This window comes from Haloarchaeobius caseinilyticus, assembly GCF_051207395.1.
Lineage (GTDB): Archaea > Halobacteriota > Halobacteria > Halobacteriales > Natrialbaceae > Haloarchaeobius.
This window is the reverse complement of record NZ_JBPJZC010000004.1, coordinates 329,268-355,365: the sequence shown is the minus strand read 5'-3', so window position 1 is coordinate 355,365 and position 26,098 is coordinate 329,268. Positions and strand designations below refer to the sequence as shown.

The 26,098-nt window shown below is 59.9% G+C and carries 15 protein-coding genes and 7 pseudogenes; 10 read left to right on the top strand and 12 right to left on the bottom strand.

Going from position 1 to position 26,098, the window contains the following annotated elements; translation table 11 throughout:
• Positions 1-273 precede the first annotated feature (273 nt).
• On the bottom strand, positions 274-1,704 hold the full coding sequence (locus ACSC1P_RS19200) for an FAD-binding oxidoreductase (protein ID WP_435361814.1): 1,431 nt from the start codon (positions 1,702-1,704) through the stop codon (positions 274-276).
• A 509-nt stretch (positions 1,705-2,213) separates the two neighbouring features.
• Here ACSC1P_RS19200 and ACSC1P_RS22125 point away from each other — a divergent pair.
• Positions 2,214-2,309, top strand: a pseudogene (locus ACSC1P_RS22125) (hypothetical protein); the annotation flags it as partial.
• Between the two features lie 29 nt (positions 2,310-2,338).
• Positions 2,339-2,494: pseudogene (locus tag ACSC1P_RS19190) on the top strand (arsenic resistance protein); the annotation flags it as partial.
• Here the strand turns inward: ACSC1P_RS19190 and ACSC1P_RS19185 are convergent.
• A pseudogene (locus tag ACSC1P_RS19185) lies at positions 2,435-2,749 on the bottom strand (DUF955 domain-containing protein); the annotation flags it as partial. The pseudogenes ACSC1P_RS19190 and ACSC1P_RS19185 overlap by 60 nt on opposite strands.
• A 257-nt stretch (positions 2,750-3,006) precedes the next feature.
• Between ACSC1P_RS19185 and ACSC1P_RS19180 the strand changes: the two are divergent.
• Positions 3,007-4,725 carry a sensor histidine kinase gene (locus ACSC1P_RS19180; RefSeq protein ID WP_435361813.1) on the top strand — a complete coding sequence of 573 codons (1,719 nt, stop codon included), beginning with the start codon at positions 3,007-3,009 and terminating at the stop codon, positions 4,723-4,725.
• Positions 4,726-5,200: 475 nt separating this feature from the next.
• Here ACSC1P_RS19180 and ACSC1P_RS19175 read toward each other — a convergent pair.
• Together ACSC1P_RS19175 and ACSC1P_RS19170 are read right to left on the bottom strand one after the other, a co-directional pair.
• Positions 5,201-5,410, bottom strand: a pseudogene (locus ACSC1P_RS19175) (hypothetical protein); the annotation flags it as partial.
• Positions 5,409-9,938 carry a right-handed parallel beta-helix repeat-containing protein gene (locus ACSC1P_RS19170; RefSeq protein ID WP_435361940.1) on the bottom strand — a complete coding sequence of 1,510 codons (4,530 nt, stop codon included), beginning with the start codon at positions 9,936-9,938 and terminating at the stop codon, positions 5,409-5,411. The gene ACSC1P_RS19170 and the pseudogene ACSC1P_RS19175, both read right to left, overlap by 2 nt.
• Positions 9,939-10,312: 374 nt before the next feature.
• Here ACSC1P_RS19170 and ACSC1P_RS19165 point away from each other — a divergent pair, with 374 nt between their 5' ends.
• The 3 genes and pseudogenes from ACSC1P_RS19165 to ACSC1P_RS19155 all read left to right on the top strand — a co-directional run bounded on the left by ACSC1P_RS19165 (position 10,313) and on the right by ACSC1P_RS19155 (position 12,535).
• Positions 10,313-11,143, top strand: coding sequence for a winged helix-turn-helix transcriptional regulator (locus ACSC1P_RS19165; RefSeq protein WP_435361812.1), 831 nt, complete (start codon positions 10,313-10,315; stop codon positions 11,141-11,143).
• Between the two features lie 40 nt (positions 11,144-11,183).
• Positions 11,184-11,306 (top strand): annotated as a pseudogene (locus ACSC1P_RS19160) (IS6 family transposase); the annotation flags it as partial.
• 113 nt (positions 11,307-11,419) lie between these two features.
• Positions 11,420-12,535, top strand: a complete 1,116-nt coding sequence (locus ACSC1P_RS19155) for a sensor histidine kinase (RefSeq protein WP_435361811.1) — start codon at positions 11,420-11,422, stop codon at positions 12,533-12,535.
• Between the two features lie 253 nt (positions 12,536-12,788).
• Here the strand turns inward: ACSC1P_RS19155 and uxaC are convergent, their stop codons facing one another.
• The gene (gene uxaC / locus ACSC1P_RS19150) at positions 12,789-14,156 is read right to left on the bottom strand and encodes a glucuronate isomerase (protein ID WP_435361810.1); all 1,368 of its coding nucleotides are present in this window, start codon (positions 14,154-14,156) and stop codon (positions 12,789-12,791) included.
• Between the two features lie 76 nt (positions 14,157-14,232).
• On the opposite strand from uxaC, the pseudogene ACSC1P_RS19145 reads away from it, so the two are divergent.
• Both ACSC1P_RS19145 and ACSC1P_RS19140 read left to right on the top strand, forming a co-directional pair.
• Positions 14,233-14,978, top strand: a pseudogene (locus tag ACSC1P_RS19145) (IS6 family transposase).
• Positions 14,979-15,190: 212 nt separating this feature from the next.
• Complete coding sequence (locus ACSC1P_RS19140; protein WP_435361809.1) at positions 15,191-16,447, top strand: tyrosine-type recombinase/integrase; 1,257 nt, start codon at positions 15,191-15,193, stop codon at positions 16,445-16,447.
• 274 nt (positions 16,448-16,721) lie between these two features.
• Here the strand turns inward: ACSC1P_RS19140 and ACSC1P_RS19135 are convergent, their stop codons facing one another.
• Together ACSC1P_RS19135 and ACSC1P_RS19130 are read right to left on the bottom strand one after the other, a co-directional pair.
• A complete protein-coding gene (locus ACSC1P_RS19135; protein WP_435361808.1) occupies positions 16,722-18,902 on the bottom strand; it encodes a heavy metal translocating P-type ATPase in 2,181 nt (726 codons plus the stop codon).
• A gap of 126 nt (positions 18,903-19,028) precedes the next feature.
• The gene (locus tag ACSC1P_RS19130) at positions 19,029-19,457 is read right to left on the bottom strand and encodes a universal stress protein (protein ID WP_435361807.1); all 429 of its coding nucleotides are present in this window, start codon (positions 19,455-19,457) and stop codon (positions 19,029-19,031) included.
• A gap of 314 nt (positions 19,458-19,771) precedes the next feature.
• Between ACSC1P_RS19130 and ACSC1P_RS19125 the strand changes: the two are divergent.
• A pseudogene (locus ACSC1P_RS19125) lies at positions 19,772-20,973 on the top strand (CBS domain-containing protein).
• A 107-nt stretch (positions 20,974-21,080) separates the two neighbouring features.
• On the opposite strand, the gene ACSC1P_RS19120 reads toward ACSC1P_RS19125, so the two are convergent.
• The 4 genes from ACSC1P_RS19120 to pyrH all read right to left on the bottom strand — a co-directional run bounded on the left by ACSC1P_RS19120 (position 21,081) and on the right by pyrH (position 24,522).
• On the bottom strand, positions 21,081-21,689 hold the full coding sequence (locus tag ACSC1P_RS19120) for a hypothetical protein (protein WP_435361806.1): 609 nt from the start codon (positions 21,687-21,689) through the stop codon (positions 21,081-21,083).
• 670 nt (positions 21,690-22,359) lie between these two features.
• Positions 22,360-22,788, bottom strand: a complete 429-nt coding sequence (locus ACSC1P_RS19115; RefSeq protein WP_435361805.1) for a DUF7539 family protein — start codon at positions 22,786-22,788, stop codon at positions 22,360-22,362.
• Between the two features lie 749 nt (positions 22,789-23,537).
• Positions 23,538-23,777 carry a hypothetical protein gene (locus tag ACSC1P_RS19110; RefSeq protein WP_435361939.1) on the bottom strand — a complete coding sequence of 80 codons (240 nt, stop codon included), beginning with the start codon at positions 23,775-23,777 and terminating at the stop codon, positions 23,538-23,540.
• A gap of 34 nt (positions 23,778-23,811) precedes the next feature.
• Entirely contained in the window at positions 23,812-24,522 is a 711-nt protein-coding gene (gene pyrH, locus ACSC1P_RS19105) for a UMP kinase (protein WP_435361804.1), read from the bottom strand.
• Between the two features lie 66 nt (positions 24,523-24,588).
• Here pyrH and ACSC1P_RS19100 point away from each other — a divergent pair, with 66 nt between their 5' ends.
• Positions 24,589-24,795 carry a hypothetical protein gene (locus ACSC1P_RS19100; protein ID WP_435361803.1) on the top strand — a complete coding sequence of 69 codons (207 nt, stop codon included), beginning with the start codon at positions 24,589-24,591 and terminating at the stop codon, positions 24,793-24,795.
• A gap of 910 nt (positions 24,796-25,705) precedes the next feature.
• Here ACSC1P_RS19100 and ACSC1P_RS19095 read toward each other — a convergent pair.
• The gene (locus tag ACSC1P_RS19095; protein ID WP_435361802.1) at positions 25,706-25,945 is read right to left on the bottom strand and encodes a hypothetical protein; all 240 of its coding nucleotides are present in this window, start codon (positions 25,943-25,945) and stop codon (positions 25,706-25,708) included.
• Positions 25,946-26,098: the final 153 nt, after the last annotated feature.

Here is a 26,098-nt window from a genome sequence, read left to right as displayed (position 1 = left end):
ACTAAGACTGCTCGATTGAGAATCTGAGTAAAGGCTCGATGGTGGGGGTCTATGGCCGTACTTTGGCCGTTTTCGAACTGCGGATGACTCACTTACCGGCGCTGCCAGTCTACCGTGTGGTTCTGCGTGATGTCTGATGGCAACGTCGTCATTGAAGCAGAATTGCGTGGGAATTTTCATGAACCAAGTGTATCAAAAATTGTGGGGTCTTGGACAGACTCATATGCAGTCTCGACTGCCGACGCCCCCTATGGTTGCGGGTGACCGTCCCGGTTAGCTGTCCTCAGCGAGCAAGGCAGTGCCGAACAGCCCAGCGGGGTCGTACTCAGATTTGACTTCACGCAAGCGGTCGCAGCTTTCACCGAAGCAGAGTTCTTCGACTCGGTCGTCGGTCTCTTCGATTCCGTGGAAACCGATGTAGGCACCGGTCGCCCCGTGCTCGCGGAACACGTCGTCGATCGCGAGCGCCCACTCAATGTGCTCGTCCTTGTCGCCGAGGCCATCGTCCCAGTTGGCCTCGACCGTGAGCATGTAGCCAGAATCACGCCACGGGAACGCTGTCGCATCGCGTGCTACCGTGTTCATCGCTCCGCCGAGTGCCCACACCGAGATGCCACAACTCGGCGACGGGCCGTCCCGGCCGAGTTCGACGACCTCCGCGATGAGGGCTTCGTCCAGTGCCTCACTGAACGACGAGCGCCAGTAGTAATTCCGGTCACCGGGGAACATCTCCGTCCCCATCTGGTGCAACGCGAGGTACGGCATCGGCTCGCCTATCTCGGCGAGCGGTTCGCCAAGCTCCCGGAACGGAGCGAGTGCAGCCATCCCTTCTTCGACCGAGCCGTCGTAGCAGGCCATCACCTGCACTGCTGCTTCGCCGTGGAGTTGCTCGGGAAGCATCGGCATCGGCGGGATGTGACCGTACGCCGCCATCGTCGAGATTTCGTCGGGCGCGTCTGCCATCGCGGCGTCGTAGGCACGATACACCGCTTCGGCGTCCGCTCCAGGGTAGAACACCGCGACCATGGGCACGATGGGACCAACTTCGACGCAGTCGAACTCGAATCTCGTCGCGACACCGAACTGCCCGCCCGCTCCGCACATCGCCCAGAACAGGTCGCTGTGTTCGTCTTGGGAAACCGTGCGCACCTCGCCGTCGGCTGTGACCATCTCGACTTCGCGAAGGAAGTCGATTCCGAGGCCCTTCGACCGTCTAATCCAGCCGATGCCCCCACCGAGTGTGGACCCGCCGAGACCCACGTCACCTGCGCTTCCGGTCGGGACTCCGAGTCCGTGTTCCTGGGTCGCCTCTAGCAGGCCTGCGGCCGTAATTCCCGGTTCGGCAGTAACCGTTCGGGCCTCCGTGTCGACGGTAACTGCCGTCATCTCCGAACAGTCGACGACGACGGTTTCGGGTGCGACAGCAGACCCGGACGGGTGGTGACCACCACTCCGTACCGATACGTCGAGGTCGTGTGAACGAGCGAACCGAATCGCAGTCGCGACGTCGTTTGAGTCACGACACTGAGCAATCATCGCGGGCCGATAGTCGACCCGTCCGTTCCAGACCCTCCTCGCCTCCTCGTACGAGTCGTGTGTTGGAAGGACGAGATCCCCGGACAGTGCGGCGTCGAACTCTTCGAGTGTCCCTGTGGATAGCGATTCTACGGTTGCAGCCTCGGATTGTGTGCCATCTCCCTTCATGACACATCAACAATCGGTTAATTCAGTATTAGCTATTCCCCGTGAAATATGTTCACTGCGTGAACGCGGTGTGACGTTACAGACGACGAGTCTCCGACGACACAGATAATTCCGAGGGCCGGAGACGATATCGGGCCGAATACGAGCTTGCGCAGTGCCATTTCGCCGAGTTGGGTCGGAAATTCCGACACAGCTACTGTTTCTATCGACAGAACGCCTTTGCCCTCGGTCAACGTAGAATTACGTATGACTACCGCCCCAGCACCGCGAGACGTGCTGGATAAAGTCGACGACCTCGGCGTCGTGGAAGCAGGAAGCCCTACCCTCAAGGAGCGAACGGCGTCAGCCGTGAGCGAGTAGGGTAGGGTAGCTCACGCGGGAAGCGTCGTCGATGTGAAGATAGCGGACGAACCCGCACGGCCGTCATTCGGCCTCCAGTCGAATCTGAACGGCATCGCCCAGGCGGTACTAGCGTTACGGAAGTCTGGAATTACACCACCGACGAGACCGTGGATTCGTCGCCCGTGGTGGTCAACGGAAAGGTGTACGTGGGGAGCGACGACTACAACATGTACGCGCTTGACGCCGACATCGGCACCAAAATTTGGAACTACACCACGGGCGACTACGTGGAGTCGTCGCCTCGCAACTCCCCCGCGTACAGAACTCGTTCGGCCAGATTGTGGTTGTCGTGCCGATCTACATCGCGTTTCTCATAGTGATGCCGCTGCTCGGGCGACTGGTGAGCGGGTGGATCAGGATGGACGTTGGTGAACGACGGGCACTGGTTCGTAATGATCGGAGCCCAGATCCAGACGGCGGACTCGCCTTCCTGGACGTGCCGGTTAAATTCGGATTGCCACGTCCTGTAGCCCGCGACTTTCGTCGCTTCGGGACACTGGTACTTGATCAGGAGTGTGTCGCGGTGCGAGTAGTCGTGGAACCTGCTCTGGACGTCGAGCCACTCTTGGAACTCTTCGCTCGCTCAAACATCACCGGTCGTGGACGCCAGATCCTCGACCCACTGCTCGAGGGACTCCTGCATCTCCGTCGACAGGGTCTCGCTTTCGTCGAACGATTACTGGTTGTCGGCCGTCGCTTGAACGTCGTCGCTGAATGAATCTGTTTGGAACATTGTACATTCGCGGGAACGACCCCGCCACCCCCTCGGGTGCGGGCGGACTAAACGCGGGTCCCAGGGAGTCGAATTTCGGGGAGAGAGAGGGTGAACGAACAGAAATTACATCAATCAGTACTCCAATACAGAGGACGAACACAGTTGAGGGGGACTGATTGTAGCAAATGACTCTAACTGCGTTGGTGCTCGTTCAGTTTCTCGGTGCGGCCTTCGCCATCGCGCTCGCGGTGTATGCGTTCAGACGACGCGACCGACCGGGTATCATCTGGCTCGTGGCCGTTCTCGTCGGAGACACCGTCTGGATGATATCGGCTGGGCTCAATTACGCGACTAGCTCGCTGGCAGTCTCGAGGGTCCTGCTCCAGGTTCGGTACGTAGGGATAACCGTCGTCCCGGTGGCCATCCTGTTTTTCGCCCTGTCCTACACCGGGTACGACGGGCGGCTTTCGCGGCGCCACCGGGTACTGGTTGCCCTTCCAGCCGTGGCCGCCCTCCTCCTGGCACTCACAGACAGCGTCCACGGGCTCTTCTATGCGAGTGTTACACCGGCGTCGAATCCCCAACACGTGGCCTACAGGTACGGGGCAGTCGCAGTGCCATGGATCGTCTACGCCTTTTTACTCACGGTGAGTGCGACCGCCGCGTTCGTCCGCTACGCATTGGTCGCCGAAGGCGTCTATCGCTGGCAGGCGCTGACGCTGGCTGTCGCCGTCTCGCTGGGAATCGTCGCTGACGTGGTGTACTTCCTCCCGATACCGCCGAACGGTTTCGCAATCACGCCACTCTCGATACTTTTCTCGTGTATGATCGGTATCGCCATCGTCCTCCAGTACGATTTCGTCCGTCTCATCCCCGCGACGCGAGAGCTTGGACGCAAAGAGCTAATCGAGCGAATGGAACTCGGGATGCTCGTGGTCAACGCGGACGGGCGCGTGGTGGACGTCAACCCAGCCGCAGCACAGGTCCTCGGGCGGAGTGTCGACCAATTGTTGGGTGAGCAAGCACCCGACGACCTTCCAGATCTTGAAGGCCCGAACATCATCAAGCGGACGTTCACCGTCGAAGGGGTCGATCGCGACTTCGAGATTCGAACCAATCGAGTCGGCGGAGCATCGGGGATCACGCTGATCACCTTCCAACAGCTAGAGGACCTGGCGGGGATGATGTCCCACGACCTCCAGGGGCCACTGATGGAGATTCGTGGGAGTGCAGATATGGCGATTTCGTCCGGCGACATCACCCACGTCGAGAGCGTACTCACCGCGGCGAACAGGATAGACCAACTCGTCGACGACGTGCTCGAACTCGCTCAAACTGGCCGGGACCTCGGGGACCGAAGACCGATCGAGCTCGCATCACTCGCCGACGCTGCCTGGATGCACGTGTGGAGTCCAGACTCCACACTTACCGTGGAGACGGATCAGACCGTGCTGGCCGACCCGTCGAGGGTACAGCAGTTGTTCGAGAACCTGTTCCAGAACAGCGTCGAGCACGGATCTCCGAGCACTGAGAGACAGATCGATGGGGAGGCCAGGGGTGAGGAGAGGGACTCGAACGCCGCATTGAGCGGACAGCGTCGGCCTGCCGATCGCGGTTTCGAATCTAAGAAACCAGCCACTGGAGGGGTTCACGTCACGGTCGGTTCGCTTCCCGACGGCTTTTACGTCGAAGATACTGGTCCGGGAATCTCCCAAGATGAACCCCAGCGGATCTTCGAGCGAGGATACAGCAATTCGCCCGGCGGAACTGGGTTCGGGCTCGCCATCGTGCGAGAGATTACCCGAGCGCACGGATGGTCGGTCCGCGCGAGTGAGGGGTCGACAGGCGGGGCGCGATTCGAGATTACGGACGTCGAGTTCACGACAGCAGAGGGCAGTGAATGAGCGAGACGACGTCTATATACGGATACCGAGGTGCGTCGCCCTCGGCCACAGACACTCACGAAGTGCGGTAGTTGTCTGGAGCGAAGCCATCTGGGCGGCGTGAGTCGCCAGAGACCTGCGATTCAGAGCGAGCAACCCGAGTCCACGGCGAGCCGATTCGAACATGCCAGTCCCAATCCCGGAACGGCCGAGCGCCGCGAGGCCGCACGCCCGGACCGTCTGGCATCTGATCGAACGGGCATCGACGCGCGCGCGCCCACGTCTCGTTCGTCGGCGAACGCCCATGGTCGTACGACGCCGAGCGACGGGACGACACCGTCGTCACTCGATTCGAAGTCGAGAACCAGCGCCTCGAACTCGACCGGGCGCTGCAGACGGCGTCGTTCGCCCGAGAAGCACGGACGGCGGATGACTCAGACGTGCGACTAGACGGACGAAAACCGGAGCCACACGTCGACTCAGTAGAGCAGAATATTCAGTTTATTAGCCACAGTAGGCCTCGTTCAGACGCCTTCATTCGCCCGACAGAGCTGTCGAGAACTAGTTCGACGTTTCTGATGGCGCACTTGAGGACGAGTTCGCGGAACTATCCGAACCAAGTTTGAGCGCGCACGGTCTCGCCGTAGTTGCGCCGGAGCGCGAAAATCGTCGCTTCGATGTTCGAACGTTGATCGAACGTCACATCACCCACGTCGTCTGACCGTGATGAGAACGGCCAGAATCAAGGCGACGATAGCGACTCCAGGCCCGAAACCGAGGACCCCGACTGGGGTTTCGGTCCGGGCTGGGGTCGCGGTCGGGGATGGTTCGGGTTTCGCTGTCGGGGATGGTTCGGGTTTCGCGGTCGGGGATGGTTCGGGGGTCGCGGTCATCGTGGTCGGCGTCGAGGGTTCTGCCTCGGTGGCGGTCGGAGTCCCTTGGGTCGGTGTCGTGGCCTGCTCCACGGATACAATTGAGAAGTTGGAGAAGCCCGGCGTGTCGGCCTCGACGCGATAGCCACCGCCGGAGGCCTCGATTACCTCGGTCGGCAACCGCTGGTTCACGCTACCGGTAACCCGGATGACCTGCAGGGTGTCTGTGTTTCGATCGCCAATTTCTGACTCGGATAGACGGAAGGTGAGCCTGGCCGGCGAGACGGTGGCCGACTCGGGGACGTCGATTTCAACCGAGGAGACGACGTTCTCGGGGCCGAACTCATCCGCGACGATCGTGGGGGGCTCTTCGAGTGTTTCGATCTCCACAGTTCCGGAATCCGCGAGGGCTTCGTCCTCGAAGGACAGTTTCTCGACCGGCCCCTCGTCGAAGAATACCTGAACGCCGGGGTCGGCGGGATCGTTGTCCGTAAGGGCTTGTTGGCTGCTGTCGGGGGTGTCTTCAGATGGACTCCCACCTGCAGTCCCGTTCGAGTCGCCGTTCGAGCCATCGCCGTCTCCGCTGCTGTCACCGCCGTCTCCACTGCCATCACCGCCCTCTCCGTCGCCGCCATCGTCACCGCCGTCGTCACCACTCTCTCCGCCATCGTCACCGCCGTCGCCGTCGCCGCTGCCCCCGACGGAGACGGTGCCTGCTGTCACCCCGTCGACGGCCACGTCGTAGTCCCTCGTGGCGGTGAAGGCGTAGGTGAACGTCACCGTCTCAGTCGTCGAGGGCGCGACCTGGACAGTGGCCGTGTCCTCGACAGTGCCGTCGATCTCGAGGTCGGCATCGTAGGTACCCGAGGTGTTGCCCACGTTCGTAACGTCGGCGGTGACCGTCACGGCTCCGTTCAGCTCGGTCTCAGTCGTGTTCAGCGACGCCCCGACGACCGAGACGTCCGCGGTGAGGTTGCTTCCAACCGAGGAATTGTCTCCGAGCCAGGGGTCGAATCGAACGTTCGACCCGACGGCATCACCGTTTCCGTCTGCCACGGTTCCACTGACGGGATCGGATTCGCTCCCACTCGGACCGTCGGCTGCGTCCCACCAGTTCTGCCGGGCGTCGAGATAGTGTGTCGGCGAGGAAGCACCGTAGGCGACGGCGTCGCCGGCCGTCTCGGTGAAGGCGTTGTTCGCGATCGCGATCTCGTCGGCCGCGTCGTAGACCATCACGCCCTCCGTGTTGGCCGTGAACTCGTTGTCACGAATCGTCAGGTTCGCCCCGAGCAGATCAGTGTTCTCGGCCACGACCTGAATGCCGTAGTCGTTCGAATCGAACGCGTTGTCGGCGATCGTACCGACGTCGCCGGACGCGAGCTCTGTGCGGACGCCCGCGGAGATCCCGAATCCATCGCTGTCGACGGTCGACTCGATCGTGTTGTTCCTGACGGTGAACTCGTCGGTGCCGTAGAGTTCGACGCTCTGCGTATCGTGGTTCCTGAAGGTGTTCGTATCGATCAGGAGGCCGACCGAGCCCGCGTCGTGGATCGCGACGTCGTTATCGTCGAACTCGTTGCTCGCAACGGTAACGTCGAAGAGGACGTCGAGTTCGAGGCCCACACCGCCGTTTCGCTCGATGACGTTTCGCGTCACCGTGAGGTCGTCGCTGTCGTCCACGAACGCACCGTCGTTCGTGCTGTCGCGGATGGTGTTGTTCACCAGCTCGACGATCTCCACTCCATCGAGGCCGAGGTCGTTCTGGGCCAGCTCGTTCTGGCGGAGCACCGCGTTCGCCTCGCCGCCGAAGTCACCGGTTCCGACGGCGATCCCAACGTCGTTGTCGTACGCGTAGGTGTCGATAATCGTGACGTTGTTCGCGTTTGTCGTCGCGATTCCCTCACCGGCGATCCCCTGGACGTGGTTGTCGAGCAACGCGACCTCGTCCGAGTTGAGCACACGAAGACCGTAGTTCGCGCTCGGGGAGTTCGTCACGATATTCCCCTCGACCGTGCTGTTGGAAGCGCCGTCCAGGAGAATCCCGGAGTACGTTGCGTCGAGGACCGAACTCGTCCGGACGGCGGCCCCGGGACTTTGCTCGACGAGGATGCCCCTCCGCCCGGTCTCGTCGGCAACGCTCGACTCGATGCGGATGCCCTCGGACTGTCCGACCTCGATGCCGTCGCCCGACGCATTCTGCACGCTGCTATCCCGAATCGTTGCGCCAGCGGACTCCGTCAGTTCGATACCGTCGCTATCGCCGGATTCGGCCCCGGCGACGTTCGTCACGGTCGCATTCGTGAGGTCGATTCCTGGCGAGGTCGCGACGACGATTCCGCGCCGGGAGCCGTCGACCATGGTACCGTCGACGGTCGAATTGGCGAGGGAAACGATCCGAACGCCCTGCCGTGCTGGACCCGTCACCGAGACGTTCTCGACCGACGATCCGTTACTGGTGGCGACGAGCACCCCCGTCGGCACCGATCCGGTCGTCAGGTCGAGATCCGATAGCGCGAGGCCGTCGGCGTCAACGACGATCACCTGCCCAGCGTCCTGGGGCACAGTGGGTGCGTCGTCACCAGCCACGTAGTACAGCGGCGAGCCGTCGTAAAACGCATTGTCGCTCACGTCGTGGGCGTAGTCTTCGGAATCCTCGGCGTCAAATCCGATGCCCGTCTCGAACGTGTTGTCGTGGACTTCGACGCCGGTCGTCTCGGTCAGTCGAAGGTCCACGTCGTGATCGCTCATCGAGTTGTTCGTGAGAACGACGCCCGGGCTCTCCTCTACGAGGATCGCGTTGTCTGTGTTGCTCGACAGCTGATTTTCCACAACAGTGACGTTCGACGTTTCACTGTTCGATCCGATCCCCAGCTGAATGCCGACGCCGCCGTTGTCCACAACGGTGTTGTTTCGAATTGTCGCGTTTCGGGCGTAGTATGCCAGGAAGAGGCCCTGTTCGGTGTTGTTTGCGATCCGATTGTCCACGTACGTCGCGTTGACGCCGTCGCCGTCGAGGATTCCCTCCGCGCCGTTCGAGGAGATGTTGTTCGCACGGATCACAGGATTCCGCGGACCGACGGCTGACGGCGCGTTCTCATTGTCTACAACGATGCCCGCGCCTTGGTTCCGCGTGATCTCGTTTCGTTCGAAGCTGACGTCTGACGCATCGTCGTTGAGGACCGTGATCTCGACGCCGGTTCCGGCGCCGTCCGTGATCGTGTTGTTCGAGAAGACGGTTCCGTGGTTCAGTCCGAGGGCGTACGCGCCGACTGTCCCGCTTTCGGAGAGGTCGTTCCGGCGGACCGTCGATTCGTTCGATCGCCGGACGTCGATGCCGATGTCGTTATTCGAGAGGTCGTTGTCCTGTACGGTGGTCTGGTCAACATCGAACCAGAGACCGGTTCCCGAATCCGTGACGACGTTCGATTCCACGAGGCCGTTGTCCGATTCACCAAAGATGTGGATACCCCTGTTGGTGACGTTCGTGACGACGTTATCGGCGATCGTTGGGGTGGCAGAGAGGCGCTGTACGACGATCCCCTCGTCGTCGAAATCGTCGACGGTGTTGTTCCGGAGGATCGCGTTCGCCGAGCTCGGATTCGGACTGGAATAATAATCTTCGAGCGTGATGGCTGTATCGCCGCCGCTCAGCGTGTTGTTGGAAATCGTGACGTCCTGGAGGGCAGTGCCGTAGGCCACGATCCCTTCGTAACCGTCGCGGACGACGTTGTCGACGATGCGCACGTCGTACCCCTCCTCGATGTAGACGCCCCTCGCATCGAGGCTGCCACCGTAGTCCTCGACGTGATTGTTCGCGACGAGCAGGCGGTCCACGTCGGCTTCGATCGCCGTGATACTCGTGTTCGTGATCGTGTTGTCTGTGACGTTCGCATCGTGTGACTCCTCGAGGAGGTCGACTCCCTTCGATGGGCCGTCGATGACGTTCTGGCGAATCGTCGCGTTGTCCGAGTACCTGAGATAGAGGCCGCTGGTCTGCCCCGGCAGGTCACTCCGGATCGTACTGTCGTTGACGAGGAGTGCGTGGGTGTTGTAGCTGTAGACGCTCCGGGACCACTGGGTGAGCGTCACGTTAGTGATCCTCGCCGAAAGTGCAGACACCTCGTCGGTGCCAGCGGAGTCGGAGAGGTTCTGGATGCGAACGCCGTAGTACTGGCCCGAGCCGTTTGCGTGGGCGGCGGTGCCGTTGATCTCATGTCCCTGTCCATCGATGGTGACCCCGGTCGCGTTCACTGCGAGACACGCACTTCTGGGATAGGTGTCCGTGTCGAGTGTGAGATTCTCCGGCGCCGCCGGCTGAAGGTCCTCCGTCAGGACGTATTCGCCCGGTTCCGTGATCTCCATGCAACGGTCGATTTCGGTCGCGTCGGGGCCGAAACTGCTGGCGAAACCGCCGCTAGAGGCCATCGAGACGGCGAGCGCGATTAGCCCTATCGAGAGTAGCGTTTGGATCACTCCTCGAATGGACGCACGTCGCGGGCCACTCAGCTGGAACGTGTTCATAACACGAATGTAGCGACCCCCGACATAATCTCTCGCTAACACTATCGTTAGTTGGCTGGTTACCGCAAGGTAACTAAACGCATCTACGACAGCTGTCGGCTCGTATCCTCATCTGGTCTGCGTGGAGGAACGATCCGGCGTCACGGTCGACGACTGATCTCGTGTCCCGATGGGTGCCGTGAGCTTTTTTGTGTCTCCTCGGAAACGTAGTGACGATGGGACTTCGTCCGGGAGAGCGTACGCAGGTCATCGGGCGTGCGCTCTCCGTCGTTTCTGGGAAGTGGCAGCCAGAGATCCTCCTCGCACTCCATGACGACGGACCCCTCCGATTCAACGAACTGGAAGAGCGACTCGATGGCATCTCCGGGAAAGTGCTTTCGGAAAACCTGGAGTCGTTGCAGGACGCTGGCGTGGTCGAACGCCACGACGTCGAGGGGTCCCCCCAGCGCGTCGACTATCGGCTCACTGATGCGGGTTCGGACTTGGAACCAGTCTTCGACGAACTCGCAGCCTGGGGCGTTCGCCACGTCCAGCGCTCTCGTCCTTGCGTCGTCGTCGCTGATCGGGATCGCCGCCTCTCCGAGCTCTACCGACACTGGCTCACGCCGGAGTACACGGTACGCAACGTGCGGAACGCCGACGGACTCCGACGACTCGGCGACCTCGCCGACGTAGTCGTCGTGGATCGCCGGCTTCCGGGCATCCCGATCGAGGACGTTCCGGCGTTCGTTCGTTCGTCCGATGACGCGTGTCGGGTCGTCCTGCTGACGGGTGAGCAACCGTCACACGACGTCGCCGACACGCCGTGCGACGCGATCGTGCCAAAGCCGACGTCCCGGGACGCGCTCCGGGGGACGATCGAAACGCAGCTCAAGCGACACGGCGAACCTTCGGAGCAGCGGGAGCGACGCGCTCTGGCGGCGCACCTCAATTTCCTCGAAAAGCGGTACGCCCAGCAGGCTCTCGCCGACAGCGACCATTACGAACGGATTTGCTCGCGGCTAGCCGAGTTGGAGGACCAGAAGACGGTCGATGCCGAGGGGTAGGTGCGCACCGTCCCCGATGGCATTTTACAAACCCGATCTACGGATGTTTCGCGAGCTGAAGCGCCGAACGTCGTCTTTTTCGAACTGCTTCAGCCACGTCAAACCCGAAACTGCCGAAAATTGGTTGCATAGCTTCGCTCGCTGGCACAATGCTCCAAACTAAACACGACCGAAAAGGGTGGCCGAACGCTCAAGTATGTTCCAGTTCAACCCCGGGTCGACAATGGCACTCGCAGTCGACGGTCGGTACGGTTTGAGCGAGCGACGGGGGCAGAGATGACTGCCGCCGCTGAGCCCGGCATCGATGTCCTCCTCGTTGAGGACGACGACGACGATGCTGCGGTCGTGGAGCGACTGCTGACGGCCTCGCGCTCGAGCCGTGGTTCGGACAGAATGATCGAAGTCGCAGCGATTGACCGCGTTGCTAGGGTCGAAGACGCGCTTGCGACGCTCATGGAGCACAAGCCGACGGTCGTGATCCTCGATCTAGGACTACCCGACAGCGACGGGATTGATACGGTGGAAGCGGTGGTCAACGCTGCTCCCAACGTCTCCATCGTCGTGCTCACGGGGCGGATGGAGAGTGAGCTCGGCCCGCAAGCGATCCAGAAGGGCGCCCAGGACTACCTCACGAAAGGCCGCATCACCGAAGAGGTTCTCCGACGCTCTCTGCGCTACGCGATCGACCGCCACGAGTCCCAGCTTGAACTGCTTCACGCCAACCGTCGCCTGGAACTGCTCAATCAAATACTCAGACAGGACGTCCGGAACGACGCGAGCGCGATCATCGGCTGGGGCGAAGATTTGGAGAACCACGTCGACGACGATCGAGTCCCTAGCGTCCGCCGCCTGCTGGAGGCCGCGCGCCACGCCGCCGGGCTTGCGGACGCGGCCAGCGAACTGGTTGACGCACTTTCCATGGACGGGCAGATCGAATCGGAGCCGGTCGCACTCGGCGACGTTCTCGACCCGGAAATCGTTCGCGTCCGCGACCGAAGTGACGCTGACCTCACGGTCGATCGCTCGGGCATCGGCCGCGATTCGGTATTCGTCCGCGGAACGCCGATGCTCTCCTCGGCCTTCGAACAGCTCCTATCTAACGCTATCCGACATACGGATCGCGACACACCGCACGTGGCAATCCACATCCACGACGGCGACGACCGGGTCGCCGTCGTGATTAAAGACGATGGCGTCGGAATTCCCGACGGACAGAAGGAGATGCTCAACGATTCCGAGACGCGCTATGAGGGACGCTCGGGGATTGGGACGGGGCTGTACCTCGCGACGTCCGTGCTCGAGCAGGTCGACGGCGAGATCTCCTTCGCCGACGATTACCCCCGCGGGACGGAAGTGACCGTGGAGCTTCATCCAGCGATGGAACCCGAGTAGCATGTGGATGAACGAGAAGCCAGAAACGGCGAGGATATCCGGCTGAGCGGGCGTGAGACATACGATGGAAGTGAGCGCGGCCTCATTGGTGCTCAATAGTCGTATGTTCACGCCTACAGAGTCGGTCGGTGCGCGTCCAGATTCGATGGACTACGTTGACGAAGAGATCCACGACGTAAAGAGTGTTCGTCATTCACGGCCCGATGCTCGACATTTCTCGTCCGCGAGTGGTCGTACCTGGCCGAAACGAGCGCTACTCGATGCCCCAGAGTTCCGCGGGCCGATCGTAGGCGACCTGCTGTACGAGGTCAGCCGCGACATCCCCAGGGATTTGGCCGCGCTCGACCATGGACCCGACCGTGTTCGCCAACGAGCGACGGAACATCTCGAACCGAGAGTCGAAGGACATGAGCTTGCGGGAGTCGCTGACCATGCCGCCATAGTTCGCGAGCAGGTCCACCGTGCCGACGTACTCGAGCTGCTCCTGCATGCCATATGGACTGTCGTTGAACCACCAGGCCGCACCGACGCTGACGTTCGGGAACGCCCGAGCGATTGTCGCGACCGTCGGATAGTGGGTCGGATCGACCGTGTAGAGGACGACCTCCAGATCGTTGTCGAATCGATTGAGGAAATACCGGAGGTTGTCGACGAGTTCGACGTCCTGCGTCGAGATGTCGCCACCAGCGTCGGCCCCAAGGCGATCATGCAGCGAGTCGCGATAGTCCCGCACTGGGCCGATGTGGAACTGGGTGACCCAGCCAGTCTCGCTATTGAGTTCGCCGATAAGGTTGAGAACGTACGCCTGGAAGTCCGCCACGTCCTTCTCAGAGAGGTCCCCGCCGGTGTATGCACGCTCGTAGACCTCCGCTGCACGGTCTTCGCTGACCGGTCTGGAAACGACCTCCTGTAGGCCGTGGTCGCTGGCCCCGCAACCGTGTGCCTCGAAGTACCCATGTGAGGTTTCGAGTGCCACACAGAACCCGGTTAGGTCGGACACGTCGGTGTCAGTGGCTGCTCCGAGTTCCTCGACGTACTCCGCCCATCCGCTCTCGTCGATCTTCATCGCCGTATCGGGCCGCCAGGTCGGTCGAACTGTAACGTCGTCGAGGTCGTTGGCCAGCTTCTGGTGGTGCTCCAGTTTCGAGGTCGGGTCGTCGGTGCTCGAGACGACGCTGACGTTCATTTCCTCGAGTAGCGCCTGCTGGCACATCTCGGTATCGTCGAGCGCCGCCTTCGTTTCTGCCCAGATGTCCTCGGCGGTCTCGGCTGAAATCTGGCTGTCGATCCCGAAGCGCCGCTTGAGGTCGAGGTGGACCCACTCGTACGTCGGATTCCCCGCGAACTTCGGAAACACCTCGGCGAGGGCCATCCACTTCTCCCAGTTGCTCGTGTCGCCGGTAATCTTGGCTTCTGGCACGCCGCGTTTGCGCATCAGTTCCCACACGTAATGGTCTGTTGCGCCTTCTACCTCCCAAATGTCGGTCCAGCCGTCATTCTCGGCGACTGCCCGCACATCGACGTGACTGTGTGGGTCCAGAATCGGCTCGTCACGGATTGACTCATACAGTCTGACTGCCGCTGGCGATTCGAGAAGGTACTCTTTGTCCAAGAAGCTCATACTTACTGATGCACGAGGTGTAATGAAAAAGGGCACTGGCTAGTTACGGAGCGAGCAGGTCGAAGAGCTAGTGTTCATGAAGCTCGTAAACCTGCTCAGGGAGGCTATACACACGGCTACGTTTGAATGGTGGCTGCGAGAGCGGACCGAGAGCGGACGGCGACGTCAACGAGACGCTCTGCGTCTCGTTCGCACACCAGAACTCACTGAGTTATGGGGACGCCCGTCAGGGCGTTCGCCGTCCGTCTTCACTTAGCAGGACTTTCGCCCAGGGAAACAGAAGCGGTTCTTCGGCTAATTGGCGTAGAACGGTCGTTTCAAGCTATTTTCCAATGGGTACATCGGCTTTCTGATAGCCTCCCAGACCCGCCGAAGGCGAAGCCGAGGCGGGTCGCGGTCGACGAGACAGCTATCAAAATCAATGGTGAGTGGTCTTGGCTGTACGCTGCAATAGACCCCGATACGAAGTTGATTCTTGACGCCACATTGTTCAAACGTCACGGCACGAATCCGGCGGCTGCGTTCCTGTTTGGACTCGCTGAGAAACACGATCTCTCAGACGCTGTGTTTCTAGTTGATCAGTTCGGCTATCGGACTGCCCTTTCCCGGTTAGGATTGAACGGTCGGGTCGACTACACCGACCGAAACCTGATTGAAAAGTGGTTTCAGACCCTGAAGATGCGAATAGACCGTTTCCACAATTCGTGGGTGGGCAGTCGGCTGAGCGTTCGCCGATGACTTGCGATGTCCGTGCATTACTACAACGTTCAGCGACCGCATCAGTCACATAGCGGAAGAACGCCAGCTCAGGAGGTTAACTAGACAGTGCCAGGACACAGATTTGGTATAGCGATATATGATTCACAAGAATCTCTCTGCATTACTAGTGATGTTTGTGTATCTTGTGTGTCTGATGGAGACTCACAACTACACAAAAGTATTAAGATGATGCCAAAAAGACCGAGCAGTAGGAAAATGGCCGACTCAGAATCACCCTCATTCGCAGCGTGGCGGCTTCTCGTCCCTGATTTCGCGTGAGCCAGGAGCGCATTCGTTGGTCGCAGAAGTCGCTTTCAGACCTCGTCGCGTACTTTCACGGCGAAATCGAGCCCGCACTCCGACGAGCAGGACACGAGACGGGGAAACCGCCGACGTATCAGGACCTCCTCGAAACGGGAAACGGTGGGATACAGTACGCCCTTCGCGAACACCACGACCGGACGCTGCGCGAGTTCTTCGTTGAGGACGTTGGCCTCACCGAGGAGGACGACACCGAGTCGTCGATTCCGACCGACGACGAGGGCGTACAGGAGGAAATCGACGCGTATCTGCACGCCCTCGCCACCCGGAAAGACCTCGCAGAGAGCACGATACGGACCCGACGCTACCGACTCAAGACCTACGTCGACTTGTACCTCGACTACCACGGCGAAGCCTCGTTCGTCGACGCCGTGCAGGACGAATCGAACCGGACGGCCGAGATTCAGCGAAACCTCGACGTGTTCGACCACATGCACCAGGAATTCGCGGCCTCGTCGTGCGTGAAGTACCACGGGGCGGTGTCCGCGTTCTACGAACACCTGCTTCGGCGGAGTAAAGCCGCGTTCAACCCCGTACGGGACTTCACCGACGAGTACGACTGGCGCGTCGGTGAGCCTGACAATCCTGCACTCTCGCCAGCACAGGTGTCTCGGCTGGTCGACGCTGTCGAGACGCCAGCCGAGGAAATCGTCGTCTATGCGCTCTGTGCCTGGGGATTACGCCGGGGAGAAGTCGCTTCGCTGCACAGCAGTCAACTGGACCTCTCCGGGTCCGAGGCCGTGATCCACTTCGACGACGGCCGGAAGAACGGGCCTGGGTCGGTCTCGGTCCTGTACGGACGGCCGATTCTCGAAGACCGGGTCGCCTTACTCGGTGAACGAAGCCACTGGAACGGCTACCTCCTCCCGTCTGGGGCCGCCGCGAGTGGCCACGTCACTGGTCAAACCGTCCAAAATCGCTTCCAACGAATCTGTGAGCGATCGGACGTTCGAGTGCGTGGGGAGACCCCGGTGTCGAAGATGGGGCGACGATTCTGGTACTCGACGTACTCTGCGGTCGTCGAGGATCTCGTGACCGGCATCGAAGGGGTCGCCGCGGACCAGGGGAGCGCCGACGCGTCGGTCGTCCTCGCGAACTACGTCTCTCAAGAGAAACAGCGAGAACTGCGTCGAAACGCGATGCGAGAACGGCTGGCTGCAGCGTTCGATGGACAGAACCGAGACGATGCACACTCTGACCACCGCATTTGATAAACCACATACCGCTATACCGTATTGGGGCCGCGTGTAGTTGAGACTGGTCGTCTCAATGCATACGGTTATCGACTTCTTTGGGGTCAAACCTAGCGGTAGCCATTGCATCATCTGCCAACAGACGGATTGCTGTTCGATTCGTTCCCTCACGCAGTCGTCGTCATCCGCTCTCATGACCCTCACCTCTATTTCCGTCCATCGTGGGCAGGTGTTATCGACGGTTCACTCGTCTTCTGTAACGACTGCGCCCCTTCGGCCCCTTGTACCGTGCTCATCCACGAAAGCCAAGCAACCGAAGGCCATTTAGTGAGACGATGACCGTCGAGCCCTCGTGACCGACCACTGCGAGTGGGAGCGGGATACCGCGGAGAAGGATCGTGCCGACCATGAGTGCAATCGCACCGAAGGCAATGGCGAGATTGATTGTGAGTGTTCGGCGGGTCTTGCGTCCGAGGCCGAGAACGTAGGGGATCTTGCTGAGATCGTCGCCCATCAGCACCACGTCGGCAGTGTCGAGCGCGACGTCGGTTCCCGCGCCACCCATCGCAATGCCGAGGGTCGCCGTGGCGAGCGCTGGCGCGTCGTTGACGCCGTCGCCAACCATCGCCACGTACTCGTGTCGCTCGACCAGGTCTTCGATTGTCGCCACTTTCTCCTCCGGTAGCAGTTCCGCCTGGACTTCGTCGATACCGACCTCGTCAGCGATGCGCTGTGCGACGCGTTCGTTGTCGCCCGTCAGCATGACGATGTGCTTTACGCCGAGCGAGCGGAGGTCGGCGATCATCTCGGCCGCGTCAGGGCGAACAGTGTCGGTGAACGCGAGCCATCCCGACACGGCGACGTCGCCGTGGTTTTCTCGGGCGACGAGGACGCTCGTTTTCCCCTCTACCTCTAACGTCTGGAGGTGGTCGAGGCCTGGTTCGAGACCGTCGATCGCCGCATCACCGAGGACGGTCTCGAAGTAACTGCGATTCCCGATGTGGGTCGTGCTGCCGTCGACGACTGCTTTGACTCCTTTCCCGGCGACTGACTGGAATCGCTCCGCGTCAGGGACGTCGAGTGACCGAGCTTCTGCCGCCCTCACGGTAGCCCGAGCGAGGTGGTGCTCCGAGCGGGCCTGCACTGCGGCCACGATGGAGAGCAGTTCGTCCTCGGTCAGTGTCTCGGCTACCGTGTCGTCACGGACGAACACGTCGGTCAACTGCGTGTCGCCCTGTGTGAGTGTGCCGGTCTTGTCGAAGGCGACGGCATCGATTCGTGCCGCGGTCTCGACGTGTTCGCCGCCCTTGAACAGGACGCCCTGTCGACCCCCGGAAGCGATTGCCGAGAGCACCGCTGCCGGCGTGGAGATGATGACAGCACACGGCGAGGCGGCGACCATGAGCGTCATCGCCCGGTAGAACGTGCTGGTAAACTCGCTCCCAAGCGCGAGCGGTATTGCGATCGCGGCGATCGTGAGCCCGAACACACCGAGGACGTACGGTTGTTCGAGGCGGTCGATGAGCCGCTGGGTCGGTGCTTTCTCGCTCTGTGCGCGTTCGACCATGTGGATGAGGCGGCTAATCGCCGATTCGTGGGCTTGTCGTGTGACTTTGATTTCGAGGCTTCCACTCTCGTTGATCGTGCCGCCGAACACCTCGTCACCGGGTTCTTTCGGTACGGGGACAGACTCGCCAGTGAGCGAGGCCTGATCGACCGTCCCCTCGCCGGACGTAACGATGCCGTCAAGCGGGATTTTGTCGCCGGGGCGGACGACGAACACGTCACCGACAGCGACCTCCTCGATGGGGACCGTGACCTCCTCCCCATTGTACAGGACCTGTGCATCGTCCGGCCGCATCTCGACGAGGGACCTGATTGCCCGGCGTGAGCGGCCGATCGCGTAGTGCTGTAGCGTGTTCGACAGCGAGAACAGGAAGAGGAGCATCGCACCCTCGAACGGTGCGCTAATCGAGAGCGCGCCGAGCGCGGCGACGATCATCAGCAGGTCGATGTCGACAGCGCCGTGACGGAGCGTCTCGATCGCGCCTTTGAGCCCGTACCACCCACCGAAGACGTACGCGACGCCGTAGCCGGCCCACATGAGGAGTGACGGTCCATCAAGCCACCCGGTCGCCAAGCCGGTCACCATGCCGGCTAGCGTCAGACCGACGAACACCGCCTCCCGCCTGAGTTCCGAACGGGTGGTCACCTCGTCGGTTTCGGTGTCTAGCTCGTCTTGGATCGAGACGTCACGTTCTTGGATCGCTTCTCGAAGTTGTTCCTCGGAGGTGAGGCTCTCGTCGTAAGTGATTCGAACGCTCCCCGTTCGGAACGAGACGTCGACGTCGTAGACGCCGGATAGACTCTGGAGATGTCGTTCGAGGGCTCGCGCTCCCGCTTCGCCGCGACCACCTCGTCGTTCGATCTGGACAGCACACGTCGAGAGCGGGGGTAATTCAGTAACAGTCACGCGATCTCTCCAAACACTGCATCGTGGTTCTGTATTTTCGGTCTGTCATTGTGTCCCTGTCTGACTGCAGACGAAGCGGGTCCTCGACACTGTGGACCTCCTCCCTGTCCTCGTGGTCACGATGCTTCAGCTGATGATCGTCACCGGGATCCGTGCTCGGCGGGTGACTGTCTCGACGACGCTCCCGAGGAGCGCACGGTCGACTCCTGAGCGGCCGTGACTGCCCATGACGATCTGATCGATGCCGTGGTCGTCAGCGTATTCCAGAATCGCTCGTGCCGGTTTGCCGACTTCCGTGACTGTAACCAGTTCGGTATTCCGTTCCGCCGCGAGATCCGTGGCTGTCGTGTGGATTCTGGTTGCCTCTTCTTTCGCATTCTCGTACCAGTCTTCGGCGACTGGTAAGCCGCCAACCTCCACGTCGATAACCGAGTCGACCGGATTGATAACGTACATCGATGTGATGGACGCGTCGGGGAAGGTCTCGATAGCGTATGTGAGCGCACGCTCTGAAAGCGGAGAGCCATCGAAAGCGACGAGAACGTTGACCGGCATGAGAAAATGGTTCGTGGTGAATAGAAATGAACGTACTGCTCCGCGGGTAGCGCGACGACGATGCACGGGGCGTTCAGACGAGCCGTGTTGCGGATATCACTCGCCTGTATTCGACGGTTGAACCACGTAGCTCCCTCGCGTAGCGACGTGAGTGTGATAGCCGAATGGGGTATCGTCGCTGTCAGGTATGCCGTTCTCGTTGGACTACTGGCATCCTTCGTCGCCCTAACGCGGCCCTTCGGACGTCTCCACCACTCGACTCAGGGGTGGGACAGGCATAATCGTCCCGCACCCCTCCCACTAGAGAGTTACTCATGGATATCTCCGAGATTCTCTCCACGAAGTTCACCGACATCGGAACCCCGCTCTCGAAGGTCGCCGGCGCCTTCGAGAATCAGGAACTCGATGCCGTCGTCGTCACAGATGGCGACGAGTATCGCGGCGTCGTTAGTCGCCGACAGCTGGCGTCCTCGTCCAACCAGCCCTCTGCAAAGGTCGGCTCACAGGTACAGCACGTCACGACTGTCGAACGCACCGAGGACGTCCGCGAGGTCGCGCGGCTCATGATCGGCAGCGACGCCAAGACGCTTCCCGTGCTCCACGACGACCTGTAGTCGGGGTGGTGACCGCAGATGCTGTTCTGGAGGCCGTCCGTCCGTTTCTCGACGCGGCGACCGTTGCCGACGCCTACACGGCGGAGTTGATCAGTGCGACTCCTGAGACCACGATCGGGGAAGCGCTCAATATGCTTCGAGAAGCCGGCATCGCTCATCTCCCGGTCGTCGACGGGGACGACCTCGCGGGAATGGTGAGCCTGTACGATGTCATCGACTTTACGACGCGCGGCGGGAGCAAGAGCCAGGGTGGGTCGCCGGGGAGTTTCGGTGGCCGCGGACGGTCTGGGAGCAGCCACGGTGGATTCGGTGCCCGCGAGGGCGACCCCGACCGGCTGCTCGATCTGCCGGTCCGAAATCTGATGTCCGATGCAGTGGTGACGGTCCGACAAAGCGCCCCGCTCGACGAAGTCGTTGAAACGATGTTCGAACATGAGATCTCATCGCTCGTCGTCACAGCCGACGAAACTGACGACCCGGTCGGTGTCATCACGAAGACGGACGTCATTGAGGCGCTTACCTGGCAACGCGACGACCGGAACTCCGTACAGGTGTTCGGCCTCGACCTGCTGGAGGGAATGGACTACGACGACGTCTCCGCGCTGATAGAGAACATGACCTCGAAGTACGGTGAGATGAGCGTCATCAAGGCCAGTATCGAACTGCAGGAGCACAAAGAGCAATCGCGTGGCGTCCCACTCGTGTTGGCACGAATTCGGCTGGTCACCGACCGTGGCTACTTCACGGCCGATGGCGAAGGCTACGGTGCCTCCCACGCCCTCCGCCTCGCCGCGAACGCTGTCGAACGCCAACTCCTCAAGGGGAAGACCTACGGCCAGTCGAAGAAGCAATCCGACGCTGAGGCTCAAGAGCACCTCTACGGGTGGTGGCTCGGCGGGTGACGGACTCCGCTCTCCCACAGAGAAGGCTGAAGGAGTCGATTGAAACACAACGAGTGTGCGTCGGTTGGTAGGTAGTCTGTGAGAGACCGATTGCACTAATGGCGAATCTAGTGATACTGTTTCTCGACCTCGAGCGCCTCGCGGACGGCGTCGTCGAAGTGTGTCCGTAGCTCGTCGCTGAATGCCTGGACGTGTGAATCCTGCTGTACTACTTCTAGCGAATCCCAGTCACCGGCTTCGGTTGCGGCATACAGTTGTGTGAACTTCCCCCCGTTGTTGCCGTACACTACGGCGACTACATACGGCTTAACCTCTTCAGAACCTTCGGAAGTATGCCTCCCGCGCCAATCTTCGAGGTCGGTGACACTTACCCGATCGAACGTCGTAAGCTCTGTGCTGAATTCACCGGCCCCAAGGCGCTGAATCAGCTGTTCGCGATCCCATTCCTGTGTCTCATTGGTCTTGGTATCTCTCCCTATTACGGTCTCCTCGGTGATCGATTCGATGACCCAGTGCGTGAGTAGCGGCCCCGCCATCTCAGCCGTTGATTGAGTATCGACGTCACCTTCTTGGATACGATCTCCTTCCTGAACACGGATATACCGTGGATTCGACACAGGGAGATCGATAAAAATCTCTGCCGGATCTACGCTGACCAGTGCTTCGACACCGTCGATCGTTCGCGTTACTATCGTTTTCTTCGTTTGTTCAGTCATAGTTGGTGGCTCTGACGTACCGGACACAGCGAGCAGAAGGTGGGTCGACCTGACGTCCGTTCAATCGGGTGATCCACATCCGTCTGGCTGACAGGGACTGCGTCGACGAACGCCGTCACCGATTCGGCCATACGGCTACCGCTGGATATACGCCGGGGAGACGGTTTACCCTGTCGCCCGTGTTCACAGGACGACACAACGTCTGCACTCCTGAACAGGTATTCGTCAAGATACGTCCATACCTCGAAATTCAGCCAGTAACTCTGTGCTGCCGAGGAAGCGATATCGAGTCCTATTCGAGGAGTTCAACAGCACTGATCAACCGTGCTTCCGTGGCCAAACGACCAGTCAGGAGGTGGAAACAAATAACGTAGCCGCTGTACCCAACAGACAATGCGGGAATACCATCATGGAACGAAGTAATTCATCGATTTCATGAGTACATACCTCCAGGACCATCACAAACGCTGTCCAACGTGTGGAAACGAAGCGCGTTCCCGGTCAGAGTGGCGGATCGAAAAACGCGATGAGGACGATATCTACTTCGTACACACCTGTCCGGAGTGTGGAGCCAAGGAAGACGTATTCTTAAATCTCGCACCGGGACACGAGCGAACCAGACGATAGTTGCACACCAATACCGGTCTGGCAGAAGAGGCGAGACGAATCGTCAGCTCTGTGTTTGGTGGATGAACTCGTCGAGTGTTTCTTCGATGAGTGTCGCGACGCGCTCGCTGTATCGCCAGAGTGCTGCGTTGAGTCGCTCTTCGGTCTCGTCGTCGAGGTCGTCGGCCCCACGAAGGACGGAATCTTTGGTGATCTGTGGGTGGTACACACAGACTACGCCGAGTGAGGTATCCGAACTCGAGGTCCCCGCTGTATGGATTCCGTACTGGTCGGTGCCCCAGACACCATCACCGCCCTCTCGCTCCAGTTCCGAGTCGAGCGCATCGAGCAGCTGTATCTCTTTGGGGGAGAGGATGGGACCGTCACCTTCGAACAGTTCAGTGTACGCCTCCATCCGAGCACTTCTTGTCCACTTGTCCAACTGGGAACGCGCCCGTAGTACGAGTTGTCGTTCGTCTGGAAACTCGGCCATGGTCCTAGAAGGGGTGCAAGGCGAATGAACGTTTGTACAACGTCTACGGATGGTGGGTGTGTCAGTGGTGACGGTGTACTTTAGTAGTCTCTGTCACGGGCAGAGCATTCAAACGGATTCTCCATGTAAATCGAGTATGCCGGTGAGAGAGTTATCATAGAATCCAACAGCGGTCAAGCGGAGTATGCCACAATCCCAGAAACTATCGACATCCTTAGATATACCGCGGAGAGTTTGAGTCTCTCCTTCAGCCGGTGGGACGAACCATATGTAACCGGACCGAGTCTCTATTTTATTGTCGTTGCTGACATCGATTTCGGTAGATACACCGATCCGCTGGGGGACAACACGTGGCCCGTCGACCAGTGTGGGTCAGTCGCCATCACCTCCGATGAGTTCATCGACGCAGCCCGCAACGTGGCATTCAGCTGCGATGGGGCAGTCGTTATTGCTGCGGATCGGACGATCCAAGAACAGATGGTTCGCGTTCGGACTCCAAATGCTACGGAAGTGGTCGAAGGGCCACCCCTCGCTTATGCCGATTGGATGGGAACCAAACATCTCAGTGCGTTAGAAGTCTCCCTCCGGGAAGAGGTGCTTGCCAGTGTGACGCTGAGCGAAGAGAACGGTCGTGTGACAGTCTTCCGCGATGGAAAACATAACGATTTCGAACGTGAGGAACTTGGGGGACGCTGGCGGACTGCAGACTGAGGTTGCGTATCTCTCCCCGTAACGGGTGTTCTGCGAGCTTAGTTCTCGAATTCGTCGTCGTATTGTTCGTAGGTGATCGTCAGCTTGCCTGCTGTTGGACGTTTCGCTGCATCTCGGAGCGTTTCGAACGATTTGAGGAGTTCGCTCGTGTCGGTTGAGTCTTCCCCGCCGCTCGATGATTCTTCTCGAATCGTATCGTATACTCGCTCCAAGATGCGTCGAGCGGCATACGAATCGGCTTGTGAGTCAATCTCGAAGGAAGCCACGTGACGAGACATACACAGATGTCGTTCTCCACAAGCATAACAGCCGTCATGGTTCAGCCGGTGGCGTGTCATCGTCGCCGTCCGAGATGATTCTCGTCCCCTCGAATTCGCCGGTTTGGACAGCGGTGAGGATGCACTCTGGATCGGTTCCATCGAAAACCACTGTTTCGCAGTGTGCACGTTGGATCATCTTCGCGGCGAGAAGGTCGATCGGTACACTGCTCCCGGCAGTGCTGTCGATATCGAGGATGAGGGTGATGAGTTGGCTCGCGCGTAACTCGTCGAATGGCTCTGCGTCTGGGTGAGTGTGAGGATCCGCGCTAAAGACGCCAGGCACGTTCGTCGCATAGATGAGACAGTCTGCGTTGACGTACTCAGCAAGGAGAGCGCTCACCGCGTCAGTAGTTTGACCAGAGGCTGTTCCACCCATGACGACGATGTCGCCGCACCGGAGCGCTCTGCCCGCCGTTTCGTAGTCTTTTGCTGGCGTCGAGACGGCCTCGTCGCCGATCGCCGCGATGAGAAGGCGGGCATTTAGCCGGGTAACCTCGATACCGAGGTGATCCAGCTCGACTTCGTTCGCACCGAGAGCTCGCCCCACACCGATGAATTCGCGTGCAGGGGATCCGCCTCCGGTGACGACACAGACGTCGTGCTCCTCGGCGAGTGTTGTGATGACGCCTGCGTACTCCCGAAACTGCTCTGGGTCAAGCGTCGGCACGAGGATGCTCCCGCCAAGTGAGAGTACGATGCGCATGATGGTCTCTAGACTGTAGGACAGCGTCAAACAACAATCTAGCACCCCTTGGTGACCCGCCACGTTATGGACACAGCCCGCCTACTGTTGGTCATGGCGACGATTGTCTATCAAGGCGTGGACGAGATCGTTACGGAAGAGATCGACGATGAGAAACTGAAGTATCGAGAGGACCACTGGCAGATTCACCACGGCGACGATGAGTACACGTACATCCCCAGAGAACGCGTTTATACGGTGAAAATGACGGACCCACACCTCGAAAACGAGTGAGGCTATTCACTCGGCCATGGGGCGTTCTCTGCGACAGATTCGTGAAACATAGGCGGTCTCAGTATTCCTGCGTCGTCGTTCAGGAGTTCGATAACTCCGACCGGAACGAAACCGACTCGACACTCATCAGAAAATTTCTCCCGCGTCGGACGGAGATGACCACAAGGCAGAGTGTGACGAGATTCGCCACAACTGTCGCCTCGTGTGTGACTCGTGGATTCTTGCCTCGGATGCAACCCATTACTCAACTCCATAGACTTCTGCCAATCTGGCTTCCGGCGATGGCCTCGTTCAGCTTGACACGGATTACCAACGTGATGAATACAGCTCTCTAGTCGAGGCACTTCAGTTGCCGACTTCGTGGTTTCCGATTTAGATTATTAGCTGGTAATTCACAATCCGGTTTAGATTGGAAACCGCACAGGAGAACTTACAAAGATAACACACATTTAGTGACTACATCAGATGGATGAACGACAACAGCGATGTGGTGTGAGGTGCGAGGATGGAACGACGTGCCAGAGAACAGTATCCGGTCAGCAGGACCAGTGTTGGCAGCATATGGAGTACGTGTCGAATCTGTAGTTTGAACACTGTCACAGCGGAACCAGGACGAGATGTTGTTGTTCCATCTTGGTTGGGCTTCGTCTTTCTCGATCAAGTGTGAATTTCATACCTATCAGACCGAAAGTGTGAGTGAACCACTGAAGAACCGACCGACTTTCGGAGCTGTCGTCGTCGTCGGGCTGAATACAGGATGGGAATCTACCACCATCCCGTCGAGCAAGAATTTACACCGCCGTCACATTGTAGCCGGTCGCCTGGACCGTCTCCCTCGACCCGAGGTGTAGGCCCGAGTGGTACTCCCACCTCCGGGCACGAGCGGTAGCATCCGCCTCCATCTCTTCAATTACTCCTCGAATGGCTTGTCGGCCTGGTCGAAAGTCACGGTCAGTGAGCCAGGCAGTGGGTTTTGTGCGGCATCACGGATGGTCGCGAACTGCTCCAACATCTCAGTCGAATCCTCCGTCCCCTCACGTACTGTCCGTGCCTCCTCTCGTAGAGCATCGTACAGCTGAGTTAAGACTCTCTCCATGGCGTAGGCATCGGACTTTGACTCGATTTCGAACGTGGCCTCGTACTCCACCATACGACCAATTACTCTCCGGTAGATGATAGTGATACCCCTGATGTGGAAAAGTGGGCCCCAACAGCAGGAATCCGGTGCCATCCCTTTGAGCCGGTATCGTCGCTCTGCTAAACCCATCCATTGCTTCCATCACATTAGGGGCGAGTTGGAGAC

Coding starts and splice junctions, on each gene's coding strand:
- ACSC1P_RS19200 (WP_435361814.1), bottom strand. CDS start 1,704: ATGAAGGGAGATGGCACACAATCCGAGGCTGCAACCGTAGAATCGCTA.
- ACSC1P_RS19180 (WP_435361813.1), top strand. CDS start 3,007: ATGACTCTAACTGCGTTGGTGCTCGTTCAGTTTCTCGGTGCGGCCTTC.
- ACSC1P_RS19170 (WP_435361940.1), bottom strand. CDS start 9,938: ATGGAGATCACGGAACCGGGCGAATACGTCCTGACGGAGGACCTTCAG.
- ACSC1P_RS19165 (WP_435361812.1), top strand. CDS start 10,313: ATGGGACTTCGTCCGGGAGAGCGTACGCAGGTCATCGGGCGTGCGCTC.
- ACSC1P_RS19155 (WP_435361811.1), top strand. CDS start 11,420: ATGACTGCCGCCGCTGAGCCCGGCATCGATGTCCTCCTCGTTGAGGAC.
- uxaC (WP_435361810.1), bottom strand. CDS start 14,156: ATGAGCTTCTTGGACAAAGAGTACCTTCTCGAATCGCCAGCGGCAGTC.
- ACSC1P_RS19130 (WP_435361807.1), bottom strand. CDS start 19,457: ATGCCGGTCAACGTTCTCGTCGCTTTCGATGGCTCTCCGCTTTCAGAG.
- ACSC1P_RS19120 (WP_435361806.1), bottom strand. CDS start 21,689: ATGACTGAACAAACGAAGAAAACGATAGTAACGCGAACGATCGACGGT.
- ACSC1P_RS19115 (WP_435361805.1), bottom strand. CDS start 22,788: ATGGCCGAGTTTCCAGACGAACGACAACTCGTACTACGGGCGCGTTCC.
- ACSC1P_RS19110 (WP_435361939.1), bottom strand. CDS start 23,777: ATGTCTCGTCACGTGGCTTCCTTCGAGATTGACTCACAAGCCGATTCG.
- pyrH (WP_435361804.1), bottom strand. CDS start 24,522: ATGCGCATCGTACTCTCACTTGGCGGGAGCATCCTCGTGCCGACGCTT.
- ACSC1P_RS19100 (WP_435361803.1), top strand. CDS start 24,589: ATGGACACAGCCCGCCTACTGTTGGTCATGGCGACGATTGTCTATCAA.
- ACSC1P_RS19095 (WP_435361802.1), bottom strand. CDS start 25,945: ATGGTGGAGTACGAGGCCACGTTCGAAATCGAGTCAAAGTCCGATGCC.